The sequence below is a fragment of the Sphingomonas sp. S-NIH.Pt3_0716 genome, assembly GCF_003950715.1.
Classification (GTDB): Bacteria; Pseudomonadota; Alphaproteobacteria; order Sphingomonadales; family Sphingomonadaceae; genus Sphingobium; species Sphingobium yanoikuyae_A.
In genome coordinates this window covers 1-12,817 of the sequence record NZ_QLJK01000032.1, presented here as the reverse complement: position 1 = coordinate 12,817, position 12,817 = coordinate 1, and the positions used below count along the sequence as shown (strand labels likewise).

Here is a 12,817-nt window from a genome sequence, read left to right as displayed (position 1 = left end):
AGATCGCCGCTGGTTCGGCGGTCTGTGCGCCTTCATTTTTTTTGAATGACCGGCCGGGGGCCGGGATATTGCAGTGGGGGAGGCCTGTCATGGCCAAGCGGAATCCTGTTTTTCTGACTATCGGACTGCCGGTCGTGCTGGCCGGCGCCATGCTGGCGACGCCGGCTGCGGCCAAGAAGAAGATCGTGGTGGCAGGGCCGCCGATCGAGATGTCGGACGCCTTCCGCGCCGATGTGCAGGCCGCAGAAACCGCGATCAAGGCGCGTGACGCATCGACCGCCAATCTGCGCATCGCTGCGCTCAATCCGACCACCGACATGGAGGCCTATGCCGCGGCGGGCCTGCGTTTCGAGGTGGCGGTGCTGCGCCGGGACATCCAGGCTCAGCGGATCGCGCTGACCGACATGTTCAAGACCAGTTCGGTGCCCAAGGCGGACGCGCCGCGCCTGCGCTTCATCGCCGGCTATCTGTCCTACATGGTCGCGAACTATACCGATGCGGTGGCGCAGCTCGATTATGCCAAGACGCTGGGCTATTCGGGCATCGACGCCACCATGCTGCGCGCCGACATTGCGATGCGCAAGAACAAGTCCAAGGAAGCCCGCACCTATGTGCAGGAGGCGCTGGCGCAGCAGAAGACATCGGGTCAGCCGATCCCGGCCGCCTGGTATGACCGCGCCATCTCCATGGCCTATCAGGCCAATGACTGGGATGAGGTGAGCAGCCTATATCGCGAGCGGCTGGAAGTCTATCCGTCGACCCCCGAATGGCGTTCGGCGCTGACCAACTATCTGGCCGGTCAGGAAAGCGACCCGCAGGTCCAGCTGGACCTTTATCGCCTGCAGGCCGCCAATGGCGCCATGGCGAGCGAGCGCGATTACCAGACCTATGCCCAGCTGGCCGAGAAGACCGGCAATTTTGCCGAAGCCAAGGCGATCATCGAGGCGGGCCGTTCGGCCGGCAAGCTGACCACCAACCAGGCGACCACGGCGCAGTTGCTGAAGGCGGTGACGCCCAAGGCGACCAAGGATATCGCCGCCATGCCCGCGCTGGCGAAGAAGGCGGCGGCGGCGAGCGATGGCAAGGCGGCGCTGAATGCGGCCGACGGCTATTTCTCGCTCGGTCAATATCCGCAGGCGGTGGAACAGTATCGGCTGGCGCTGAGCAAGGGCGGAGTCGATCAGGGCCATGCTAATGCGCGCCTGGGCATCGCGCTGGCCCGTTCGGGCGATCTGGCCGGTGGCAAGACCGCGCTGGCCCAGGTGACCAGCGGCAACTGGAGCAATGTCGCCGGCTTCTGGTCGGTCTGGGTCGATCTGCAGCATCGCAAGTCGGCGCAGCAGGGCACGGCGCAGACGGCCAGCTGATCGCGGCGCGACATGACAGGAAAAAGGGCCGGTCCCCCGTGGGGCCGGCCCTTTTTCGTTGCGCCTGCGTGCCGGCTGTCGCGAACTGGCCGGATCAGACCGGCAGCGGGACGCCGGGCAGATTCTTCGACGTGCGGATCGTCAGCGACGTCTTGACGCTCACCACATTGGGTGCCGGTGTCAGCTTCGACGTCAGGAATTGCTGGAAGCTCTGCAGGTCGCGCGCGACCACCTTCAGGATGAAGTCGATCTCGCCGTTCAGCATATGGCATTCGCGCACTTCGGGCAGGGCGTCGACATGGTCCTGGAACGCCTTGAGATCGGCCTCGGCCTGGCTCTTGAGGCTGACCATCGCGAACACGGTGATGGTGTAGCCCAGCATCGCCGGATCGACCACGGCGTGATAGGCGGTGATGGCGCCGGCTTCCTCCAGCGCGCGGACGCGGCGCAGGCACGGCGGTGCCGTCAGCCCGACCTTCCGCGCCAGATCCACATTGGTCATCCTGCCATTGTCCTGCAATTCGCCCAGGATCTGCAGGTCGATGTCGTCGATATTGGGCCCCGCCATCAGATTGATTATTTCCTTACCTGTTACTGCGGGCGCATCATAATAATATTTCAGCGCAATGCAATTGTCCCACTATGCGACGCTCATATTGTGCGTCGAAATCACGCTTTCGCTTTGGGTAAGGACTGCTTATCGGTTAGGATGTAACGAACAGCGATGCGGGCATGCCGCCTGTTACCGCTTGAATATGGGGACTTTGGTTGCGCTTCAACGACATCATGCAAACCGTGCTGGCTGCCGACGATCGCAGCGGCGTGGGCGCGGTGACGCTGTGGCGGCAATGCGTCGACCTGCTGGCGCAGCATGATCGTTATGATCGTCCCCCCATGGACGCACCCGATCGCGAGGCTCTGCTCGGCCGATTGGCCCAGTTGCGGCCGCAACTGTCTGAAATGCAGCGAATCGCGACCGTTGTCGAACTGGGCGGCCGGCTGCGTTCGGCCAGCCTGATCCGCTTCTTTGCCGGTGACCGTCCGGCGATCGCCGGCGCGGCGATGGCACGCGCACGTCTGTCCGATCCGCTGTGGGCCGCACTGCTGCCGCACCTCAGCCCCACGGCGCGCGGCGTGCTGCGCGGCCGTCGCGACATCGGCCCCGAAACGCGGCAGGGGCTCGAAGCGTTCGGCCCGACCGACCTGGTGCTGACCAGCGGCACGAGCGTCCGTGAGACCGACATGCTGCTGACCGCGGACATGGCGCTCGCGCCTGAGCCCGTCGTCGAGCCGGAAGTTGCGCCGCAGCCGGTGGCCGAACCCGGCCCCGACCAGATCCGCAACCTGGTCGACCGCATTGCGCGCTTCACCAGCACCCGGCGTCCGCCCGAAGAGGCGCCGCCGCAGGACATCATCGTCGCGCCGGTGTCGCAGCCCGCGCTGCGCGCCGAACAGCCGCATTTCTTCGCGTTCGAGACGGATTCGACCGGCGTGCTGGTCTGGGTGGACCAGGGGCCGCGTGCCGCGCTGGTCGGCTTGTCGCTCGGCGAAATCGCGCTGGAAGGGGCGAGCGGCCCCGATGGTCATGTCGCCGGCGCCTTCCAGCGCCGCAGCGGTTTCCAGAATGGCCGTTTCACCATCATCGGTGGGATGATGGCAGGCGAATGGCGCCTGTCGGCAACCCCCTTCTTCGATCCGCGGTCCGGTCGGTTCCAGGGCTATCGCGGCCAGGCACGGCGCCCCTATCTGCACGAAGTGGCGACGACGCCGTCGGGACCGGTGACGATTGCCGGCCTGTCGGCGGATTCACTGCGCCAGCTGGTGCATGAACTGCGCACGCCGCTGAACGCGATCCTGGGCTTTGCCGAGATTATCGAACAGGAATTGTTCGGCCCGGCCGGCGTCGAATATCGCGAGATGGCCGGCAATATCGCGGTCGATGCGCGCCATCTGCTGGCGGCGTTCGACGATCTGGATCTGGCGGCGAAGGTGTCGCGCGGCGACGGTATCGGTGCGCCGCAGACGATCGATCCGGCATTGCTGGTGATGCAGGTCGCGGCCCGTTTCCGCGACCAGGATGGCCGGGCGGTGACGCCGATCGACATCGCCGTGTCGCAGGATCTGCCACAGATCAGCATCGATCCGGTGCAGGGCGAGCGCATGGTGCAGCATCTGCTGCGCACGCTGATTTCGGTCGCGCCCGAGGGCGAGGCGGTGACGGGCGCCTGCTGGTTCCAGCCCGATGGCGCGTCGGGCAAGGTCGTGCTGGCGATCGACCGTCCGTCGACGCTGAGCGGCATGGACGAGGCGCATCTGCTCGATCCGGGCTACACGCCCGAGGGCGACTGGGCGGACGGGCCGTTGCTGGGGCTGGGCTTCTCGCTGCGTCTGATCCGCAGCCTGGCGGCTGGTTGCGGCGGCAGCCTGGATGTCGGCCCGGACCGTTTCCTGCTGCGCATCCCGATCGACGGGATGGAAGAGGATGTCGTTGGCAATGGCTGATTTTCGGGCTGGTCGGGCGCGGGCTTGACCGGAACGAAACCCTATCGCAACCATTGCGGGATAGGGAAGGGCGATGCAATCAGCTCATCATCATGACGGCAATCTGCTTCGGGCGCCGCTGCCCGAGGATATGATTGCGCTTCCGGCCGCGTTCGGCACCCGTTTCATGCTGTTCGTCGATACCGAGGAGGAATTCGACTGGAACGCGCCGTTCCGCCGGGAAGGCCATGGCGTGACGGCGCTGGCCGGCATGGCGCGCGGCCAAGCCTATTTCGCTGCGGCCGGGGTCAAGCCCGTCTATGTGACCGACTATCCGGTGGTGGACAGCGATGCGGCCGCCGGGATGATGGGGGCGTGGGTGGCTGCGGGCGAGGCCGATGTCGGCGCGCATCTCCACCCCTGGGTCAATCCGCCCCATGTCGAGGATGTGAACGCCGCCAATTCCTATGTCGGTTCGCTGCCCGAGGCGGTGGAGGCAGCCAAGCTGGAGGCGCTGTGCCGGCGGATCGAGGATCGTTTCGGTAAGCGGCCGATCGCCTATCGGGCGGGGCGCTATGGCGTCGGCCCCAACAGTGCGCGGCTGCTGGAGGCGGCGGGCTTTCGCCTCGATACCTCGGTGCGCAGTCGGTTCGATTACAGCCATCAACATGGCCCCGATTTCCATGGCCTGCCGCAAAATCCCTATTGGGCGGGGCCGACCCGCAGCCTCGTCGAATTGCCCTTGTCGACGGCGATCACTGGTCTTTTGCGTGGCGGGGGCGAAGGGCTTTATCGCGCGACCCAGGCGATGGGGCCGCTGGCCGGTGCGCTGGCGCGGGCGCGGATGCTCTCGCGCGTGCCGCTGACGCCCGAAGGCATCACCGCGACCGAAGCGACGGCTGCGATCGACGCGCTGATCGACGAAGGCGTGCGCGTCCTCAATTTCAGTTTCCATTCGCCCACGCTGGAGCCGGGCCACACGCCCTATGTCCGTGACGAGGCCGATCGCACCGCCTTTTACGGCTGGTGGGATAGGGTGCTGAGCCATCTGGCGCGGCGCGGCGTGGCGGCGGTCAGCCTGGATCAGTTGCTGGATGCCATTCCCGCGCGTGCGAAGGCTTGCCAAGCCGCCTGATGCTCCTTATCGCCGCGTTCAAGGTGGGGCCTGTAGCTCAATGGTTAGAGCTGGCCGCTCATAACGGCTAGGTTGCGGGTTCGAGTCCTGCCGGGCCCACCATTGTCTCCAAGCTGTTGAAAGGCTTGGAATTCGTTGAAAGATAAGGACTTTTTGCGGACGTCTGTTACATCTGTAACAGTTATCGAAGTATCCAGTCCTATTTCGCTAATGGCGGCGCAGTTTCTTATTTTCGGCGGATCGTGCCCGATAAAAAGCGCGCCACCCTCGGTAAGCATGAAATCATGCTGTTCCTGTGGGCTAAGGATAAAGAGGAAGCCAAACGGCTCATCTCGAAGAAATCCTCAAATCCGACGCGCTGTTTGCCAGTGAAAGTCGAGCATGAACGGGGTGCTCTACAAGCAACGCAGCCGCATCGAGCGCATGCGCGGCCACCGCAAGCAACTGCGCCACCGCCAGATACTGGCTCAAATTTGTCCAGGACGCCGGGCATCATGAGTCTATGCGCGACACCGAAGGTGATAAATCAGTCAGCGCAAACGCAAGGTAGGGCCGCGCATCCCGCCGCAATGCGGACCGGATTGCACCGCGCCATTGCGCCTTCCGGCAGCGTCACCGAAAAGCCTCTGTGCAACGGATCGGGCGCGCCGGGATAATAGTCCGTGCTGACCGCCTAGGCGCCGCTGGCCATGGCCGCCTGTGCCTTGCGATGATCGCCGGCGCGTGCCTCCACCGTATTGGCATCGGTCCGCGTGCGCACGATGACGCCCTGCTTCACCCATGCGCTGATCTTGGCACCATCGACCAGCGGATCCTGCACGATCTGGATCGCGGATTCGGGCTGATCGTCGGGATACCAGCCGAACATCGCCCGCCCCGCCAGCGAAGCATGGCCATCGCGATAGACGTTGGAGACCGCATCGCGCACGTCGAGCATGATGTAGATGCGGCCTCGCGCGGCATCCAGGCTGGGCCATCCATGGGTGCGCACGGCATCGCGCAGCGTCCTGGCCTTGCCGCGCACCTCATCGGGCGTGATGAGCCGCTTGCCCGGCAGGACGGATCGGATTTCGGCATCGAGCGCATCCAGCAGCCCCTTGTCGTCCAGTCCGATCGGATTGCTGATCCCCGGTCGGTTCGACGGCGTGTCGGCCGCATTGATGGTGATCATGATCGGCAGGTGATCGGGGTGCGCGCGTGACCAGCGATCGACCTCGGCCAGGCATTGGACGAGCGCCGGGCAGGTGCTGAGATAGTCGACATCGGGAATGTGGAACGTCTTGAAACCGGGCTTCAGCATCGCCTGGCGGTCGAACCCGGTCTGTTCGCCGGCCTCCCGCGCCCATTGCTCGCCCTTGGGATCGGCATAGCGACCGCCCTGCGGGTCGGCGAAGATGTCGAGTTCAAGCTGGCGAACGCCGGCATCCAGTTGCTGGGTGAGCGGCAGATGATAATAGTCCAGCCCATCGGCGAGTCGCGGCTCGATCGCCCTGATCCTGGCCATGACCGCCGCGGGTATGCGCGCCTTGAAGCTGTTATGCGATCCCACCACCTGGATATCGTTCATGGCGCGTGGGGCCGCCGCGCCGACCAGGGTCAGCGCGGCGGTGGCAAGAGCGATGGCAGGGGCGATGGCTGGTCCGATCCCGCGCATCAGAATTCGGTCCGGATGCCGAACAGGAAGGTGCGGCCATAATATTGGATCTCGTTGAACCGCTCCTTGATGCCATTGTAGGAATAGGCCCTGGCCCCGGCGAGGTTGATCGCCTCCAGGCTGACCAGCGTCTTGGGCAGCACCCGGATGGACAGGTTGCCGTCGAGCGATCCGAACGGCGCCACATAGGATTCGGTCTGGGTCGTGCTGCCATTGCCGGACAGATATTCGCCGCGCCATACATAGGACAGGCGCGCCGAAATCGGCCCCTTGTCGTAGAAGCCGACAAGATTGTAGCTGTCCTTCGACAGGCCGATCAACTGATCGACGATCGGACGCGCACCGGCGGTATAGTTCGATTCTACTTCGGTATGGGTGTAGGACGCCTGGAACCCCAGGCCATCGAACGGGGCCGGCAGGAAATCGAACACCTGGTTATAGGCCGCTTCGATGCCATAGACCTTGGCCGTGCCGCCATTGACCTGGGTGCTCAACAGCACCGTGCCACGCCCCGGAATTTCGGTGTTGACGTTCTGCGCGGTGATATAATCATCCATCTTCTTGTAGAAGAGCGCGCCGGTCAGCGACGCATTGGGACGGAAATACCATTCCAGCGAACCGTCGAACTGCGTTGCCAGGAACGGCTTGAGGTCCGGGTTGCCGCCACTCGCGGTCGGGGCATCGGTCGACACGCTGATCTGCGGCGCGGTCTGGGTCATGTTCGGGCGGGTCAGCACCCGGCTGGCCGCCAGACGGCCGATCAGGCTGGGCGTCAGTTCGGCGCGCAGGTTGAAGCTGGGCAGCCAGTTGTTGAACGTCTTGGGGAAGCTCGCCGGGGTCGGCGTGGTGCCCAGTGTCAGCGTGCCGCTCGCCACCTGGTCGGTGTGGACATAGCGCAGGCCGACATTGCCGGTGATGCCCACGCTGCCGAGATCGAAACCATAATCCGCGCGGACATAGCCACCAAGGATCTTTTCCGTGACGACATAGGAAGCGCGCATGTCGCCCGCCGTCAGCGGCGCGTTGGCGATCGCATCGGTGAACAGCGTGTCATAGAAGGCGCTGGTGATGGGCGTTGCCCAGTTGCGCGGGAAATTGCCCGGAATGTTCGAGAAGGCATCATCGAAGGGCAGTGCTTCATAGCCGCCCGGCACGACCTGCGAGATTGGCGGGTTGCCGGTGATGTTCACGGTGAAGTCGCGGCGCCAATAGTCGCGCTTGCGCCAATGATATTCGCCACCGGCCTGGATCTTGGTGATGAAGCCGTTGAGGTCGCGGCCCACGTCAAGGCGGGCATAAGTGTCCCAGTCCTTGCTGTTCTTGGGGGCGATGTTGAACGGATAATAGATGTAATTGGCCGGATTGCTGACGTCGACCGGCGTGCTGAGCGTCGGCGCGACCTTGTACCCGCCCGACGCGTCATAGGTCAGCGGCGCGATGATCTGCATGCGGCTGCGCACCGTGCCTTCGGCATAGCTGGGGTGGAAGCTATGGGCATAGGACCAGTTGGCATTGGCCGAAACATGCCAGTCGCCCGGATTCCACACCTGCTTCAGGCCGACATTGATCAGGTCGTGGCGGTTGAGACTATATTCGCGCGAGGCCATGAAGCGGACATTGTTGATCGTCGCCTTGGTGACCGTATTGCCGTCCAGCGTCACCGACCCCGGCACAAGATAGGTGCCCGGATCGTCGGGATAGATGTCGAGGCCGAACTCGTCATATTCGACGTCCAGCCGCGTCAGCGACACGTCCAGCGTCGTTTCCAGTTCGTCCGAAGGGCGCCACTGGGCCGAGATCAGGCCTGAAAGACGCTTGCGGTCTTCGGTTTCGATCGTGGGACGGGTGCGGGTCGGCGTGTAATAACCGGCAGGCAGATATTCGGCGCCCGCAACCGGATTGGCAGGCTGCACGAATTTGTTCAGGTTCCAGCCGGTATTGTAGAAACGGTCGTTGCGCACCGACTTGGCCCAATATTGGGCGCCAACCAGGAAGCCGAACTGATCGTCCCTGGTCTTGAAGCTGGTCAGCACGGTGGCGTTCGGTCGCACCTTGTCGGTCATGCTGGTGTAGGTGCCGCGCAGATTGACCGTGGTCTTGTTGCCCACGTCCAGCGGGTGGAAGGTCTTGACGTCGATATTGCCGCCCAGCGCCCCCTCGGTCATGTCGGCGGTCGGCGTCTTCACGACGTCGATCTGCGACACGAATTCGGCCGGCAGCATCTCGAAACGGAACTGGCGCCCTGCTGCACCGCCATTTTCGATGAGGTCGTTGATCGCGACGGTGCGGCCGTTGACCAGCGTGCTCTGGAATTGCGGGCCAAGGCCACGGACGCTGACATAAAGGCCTTCGCCGCGCGGACGGGTAATCGCGACACCGGTGATAAGCTGCAACGCTTCGGCGACATTCTGGGTCGGGAACTTGCCGATGTCGGTGGATGCGATGGAATCGACGCCATAGGCGGCCTTGCGCTTGGTCTCGGTCGCGGCCGCCAGGCTGCGGGCATAGGTGCCGGTGACGACGATTGCGCCATCGTCCTGCCCATCGGCAGGGGCAGCCTGATCGGCGGCCAGTGCGACGCTCTGCGCCTGGACCGGCGACGACAGGACCAGCGCAAAAATGGCGAGCGGAAGCGGCGCGCAAAGCATGCGCGATGAACGTGACATGTGGTGGTTCTCCCCAAGGCTCCAAGGCCGACGGGGCGCGGTTAGGCCGTTGTTATTGCAATATTGTGGCGCGTATATTTCATCTTGAATTTTCCGCCGCTCGATCGTTCCTGTCTTGGAAACCTGTCAGGAACGACCAGATGCTGCCGATCCACGCTCGTTTGCGCCTACGATCAGTCGACCGTCGGCTATTGCACTGGTTGCGTGAAAGGTCGGACAAGATCCGATCCTATCGGTTCCTTGTGGGAAAACGGCGCGGCAATCGGGTTGTGCTCATTAGGCGGCGTGACAGCGCGTCGTGGATGGTGTCAGGCAGCCTCGATTTTCAGGGGCGCGCGCTCGGGTTCCAGGCTAGGGCTCATGGTAGGCCTTCCCCATAGATAGCCTTGCGCTTCATCGCATCCTTCGGTGCGAAGGAGCCGAAGCTGATCCTCGGTTTCCAGTCCTTCGGCCAAAACTGGCACTTCAAGGCTATGTCCCAGCGCAAGGACCGCACGAATGATCGCCCGAGCCTGATGGCTGGTTTCCGAATCCAGCAGGAAGGAACGGTCGATCTTGATCTTGTCGAAAGGGAAGGAGTTGAGCGTATCGAGCGACGAATAGCCGGTGCCGAAATCGTCCATCGCGATGGAAACGCCAATCGCCTTGATTTGACGCAGAATATGCAGGGCACGGGCCTTGTCACTGACAAGGGCGGTTTCGGTTATCTCCAGTTCCAATCGATGCGCCGGCAACCCGCTCTCCAGAAGTGCCGATGTGACAATCTGGATGAGATCGACATGCATGAGTTGTATCGGCGACAGGTTGACCGCCACACGCCAGGGTTCAGGCCAGTTGGCGGCATCACGGCACGCCTGACGCAGAACCCATTCGCCAATGGCCAGAATTTCCCCGCTTTCCTCGGCAATCGGGATGAATTCCGCCGGAGAGATCCAGCCATCGCGTGGATGCTGCCAGCGCAACAGCGCCTCATATCCGACCACGGCCTCGGTGGAGACCAATTTCTGGACCTGATATGCCAAACTGAACTCGTCGCGTGCGACAGCCTCGCGCAGATCATTGGCGAGCGTGCGGCGGGCGCGCGCGGCCTCGTCCATGCCCTGTTCGTAGAAGCAGACCTGACGACCAATAGTCGCTTTTGCCCGATACATGGCGAGATCGGCATTGTTCACCAACGGCTCTCGGCGGGAGCCGTCCGTTGGGAAAATGGCGATGCCAAGGCTCGCGCCAGGATGGATGGAGAGGCCATCCATTTCGATCTTCTCGACCAGGCAGCGTTCCAGGCGGGAGATGAAATTGTCCAGGGCATCGTCATTTTCAAACGATTTGAACGCGGCAAACTCATCGCCGCCGAAGCGGGCGACGACCTCGCCTCGACCCAATTGGCCTAGCATGCGTCGAGCCAGTTCCTGCAGGACTGCATCGCCCGTTGAATGGCCATGCACATCGTTCACTTCCTTGAAGCGATCAAGGTCGATGCCGATCACGGCGACCTTTCCACCATTTCGACTTGCCTGGCTAAGCGCGAGATCGAGACTGTCATTATAGCTCGATCTGTTCGGCAGACCCGTCAGTTCGTCATGCAGTGCCATATGTTCGATGCGTTGCTCCGCCCGACGACGATCCGTGATATCGTCGAAGGTGGACACCCAGCCACCATCTGGCAGCGCATGATGGGCAATGGAGAAGGTCGAGCCATCCGCAAAATCAGCAATCAGAACGCCGCCATCCGGATTTTCGATACAGGCCCGGTGTCGGGCCAGAGTTTCTTCCAGTGCCTCTACTGCGACCGCGCCTCCGGTGCGCTTTGCTACCGCAATCCGAACAAGTTCCTCGAAAGCGGTTCCAGGCGGGCATTGCTCGTGAGAGACGTCGAACAGCGTGCTCACCCTGTCATTTGCCAATGTCAGGTGCCCATTTTGGTCGAAGAGGCAGAGGCCTTGATGCATGTTGGACAGGGCGACGTCGAGTTTTGATCGCGTCTCCTCCAACCGCAATTGATCTTCCCTCATTCGGGTCATATCGCGCGTGATCTTGGCGAAGCCACGGAAGAGTCCTGTTTCGTCAAAGACGGACTCGATCGTCACATGAGCCCAAAATCGGCTGCCGTCTTTGCGATAGCGCCAGCCTTCCGCATTGAATTTACCATCTTGCCGCGCTGTTTCTATGCCGCGTCTCGGCAGGCCCGCCGATCGATCCTCTTCGGAGTAGAAGGAGGACAGTTCCAACCCCATGGCTTCGGTGCTGCTATAGCCCTTCAGGCGCTGTGCGCCGGCATTCCATGAAGCGACGCGACCGTCCCGGTCCAGCATATAGATTGCGCAATCGCTGATGCCTTGGACAAGAACCTTGAACTCGCGCTCGCTAGCCCCGACGGCAGCATGCAGTCGTGCGCTCGACAGTGCCGCCATGATGCTGACGGTCAGGACGCCCAATGCAACAATGGCGACGGCCAAGCCCATTTGCGGAGTGGAAAGAAGAAGCCCTCCGGTTTCCTCAAGACGGTTGGGGCGCAGGGATAGCGCAGCCATGCCGGCAAAATGGAGCGACAATATGCCGCTGAGTATGGACAAGGCCGCGAGCACCCCGGTCGCGTATCCACGCCGGTCGAGGGCGAAATGAAAGGCAAGCGGTGCTGGAGCGGTTATGAGCAGGATGGATGCGATCACCATCGGTTGCGACCACCGGAAATCGGCATCGATCCTGATGGCGTAGATGCCCAGATAATGCATCGAGGCGATACCCAGTCCAACCACTAGGCCCGCCAGAATGCGGGCGTTGAGGGCAGAGGATCGCAAGGCAATCATATGTGCCAGGGTGAGCGCGCTCACGACCGTCAGAAGCGACAATATTGTGGGAACGAGCGCATAGCCGAGTATTATGCCCGGGTCATATCCCATCATGGCGGTGAAGTGCGTCGACCATACCCCGAAGCCGCCAACGCCTCCCGACGCGATTGCCCAGCGTATATGATCGATATTTTTCGTATCCCGGGCGCGCCGCAGAAACAGGACAATCGCTATCGCGGATATGGCGCAAATTAGCCCTGCAGCCGCGACGAGGCGAAGATCGTGATCGTCTCGGATGCAGAAATAGATATCGAACATGAGGCTGGATCCCTTAACCACACCCCTCTGGCATGCGCGCCTTTAGTCGAAGTTAATGACCCGAAAAATTATGTATTTTGCAGATCCTGTCGCGTCACAAGTTCTTGATCGCATGCGGATATCTCGAAAGGACAGCGATGTTATTTTCCGCTGCGGGAAGGCGTGGGGGAATTCCGGTCATCTTTTAACGCCCCTTTACGGCCATTCAGTCACCGATTTTCCGGTCCAGGTCGCGGCCAACTCGCTATGCTGCTCTGGATGCCCGGCACTGGCCGCAAGGAGAATGGCTGCGTTCCGCCGATTGAGTGTCAGCCCCATGTCGTTTGAGAATAGCGGCAGACGAACCGTTCGCGCCCATAACAGGCGCATCGAACCGCAGGCTGTCCGATTTCGAAAGACAGGGGGGG

8 protein-coding genes and 1 tRNA gene are annotated in these 12,817 nt (G+C 62.5%); 4 read left to right on the top strand and 5 right to left on the bottom strand.

The window, feature by feature from the left end:
- The first annotated feature begins 89 nt into the window (after positions 1-89).
- Entirely contained in the window at positions 90-1,367 is a 1,278-nt protein-coding gene (locus BRX37_RS21185; protein ID WP_125989254.1) for a tetratricopeptide repeat protein, read from the top strand.
- 94 nt (positions 1,368-1,461) lie between these two features.
- Here the strand turns inward: BRX37_RS21185 and BRX37_RS21180 are convergent, their stop codons facing one another.
- The gene (locus BRX37_RS21180) at positions 1,462-1,935 is read right to left on the bottom strand and encodes an Lrp/AsnC family transcriptional regulator (RefSeq protein ID WP_004207648.1); all 474 of its coding nucleotides are present in this window, start codon (positions 1,933-1,935) and stop codon (positions 1,462-1,464) included.
- A 200-nt stretch (positions 1,936-2,135) separates the two neighbouring features.
- Between BRX37_RS21180 and BRX37_RS21175 the strand changes: the two genes are divergently transcribed.
- The 3 genes from BRX37_RS21175 to BRX37_RS21165 all read left to right on the top strand — a co-directional run bounded on the left by BRX37_RS21175 (position 2,136) and on the right by BRX37_RS21165 (position 5,085).
- Positions 2,136-3,869, top strand: coding sequence for a sensor histidine kinase (locus BRX37_RS21175; RefSeq protein ID WP_125989252.1), 1,734 nt, complete (start codon positions 2,136-2,138; stop codon positions 3,867-3,869).
- A gap of 73 nt (positions 3,870-3,942) precedes the next feature.
- Complete coding sequence (locus BRX37_RS21170) at positions 3,943-4,983, top strand: polysaccharide deacetylase family protein (protein ID WP_125989250.1); 1,041 nt, start codon at positions 3,943-3,945, stop codon at positions 4,981-4,983.
- Positions 4,984-5,009: 26 nt separating this feature from the next.
- Positions 5,010-5,085, top strand: a tRNA-Ile gene (locus BRX37_RS21165).
- 571 nt (positions 5,086-5,656) lie between these two features.
- On the opposite strand, the gene BRX37_RS21160 is transcribed toward BRX37_RS21165, so the two are convergent.
- From BRX37_RS21160 to BRX37_RS27135, 4 genes are all read right to left on the bottom strand, one after another.
- Positions 5,657-6,637, bottom strand: coding sequence for a Ca2+-dependent phosphoinositide-specific phospholipase C (locus BRX37_RS21160; RefSeq protein ID WP_318276838.1), 981 nt, complete (start codon positions 6,635-6,637; stop codon positions 5,657-5,659).
- Positions 6,637-9,303 (bottom strand): TonB-dependent receptor, encoded by a 2,667-nt coding sequence (locus BRX37_RS21155; RefSeq protein ID WP_318276837.1) that lies wholly within the window; start codon positions 9,301-9,303, stop codon positions 6,637-6,639. Before BRX37_RS21155 ends, BRX37_RS21160 begins: the two co-directional genes overlap by 1 nt.
- 308 nt (positions 9,304-9,611) lie before the next feature.
- Positions 9,612-12,410 carry a bifunctional diguanylate cyclase/phosphodiesterase gene (locus BRX37_RS21150; protein WP_125989248.1) on the bottom strand — a complete coding sequence of 933 codons (2,799 nt, stop codon included), beginning with the start codon at positions 12,408-12,410 and terminating at the stop codon, positions 9,612-9,614.
- Between the two features lie 195 nt (positions 12,411-12,605).
- Positions 12,606-12,817: hypothetical protein (locus BRX37_RS27135; RefSeq protein WP_206434202.1), on the bottom strand; the 212-nt coding region annotated here is incomplete at its 5' end.

Excerpts from the sequence above, each read along its gene's own strand:
- BRX37_RS21185 (WP_125989254.1), top strand. The coding sequence starts at position 90 with ATGGCCAAGCGGAATCCTGTTTTTCTGACTATCGGACTGCCGGTCGTG.
- BRX37_RS21180 (WP_004207648.1), bottom strand. The coding sequence starts at position 1,935 with ATGGCGGGGCCCAATATCGACGACATCGACCTGCAGATCCTGGGCGAA.
- BRX37_RS21170 (WP_125989250.1), top strand. The coding sequence starts at position 3,943 with ATGCAATCAGCTCATCATCATGACGGCAATCTGCTTCGGGCGCCGCTG.
- BRX37_RS21160 (WP_318276838.1), bottom strand. The coding sequence starts at position 6,637 with ATGCGCGGGATCGGACCAGCCATCGCCCCTGCCATCGCTCTTGCCACC.
- BRX37_RS21155 (WP_318276837.1), bottom strand. The coding sequence starts at position 9,303 with ATGTCACGTTCATCGCGCATGCTTTGCGCGCCGCTTCCGCTCGCCATT.
- BRX37_RS21150 (WP_125989248.1), bottom strand. The coding sequence starts at position 12,410 with ATGTTCGATATCTATTTCTGCATCCGAGACGATCACGATCTTCGCCTC.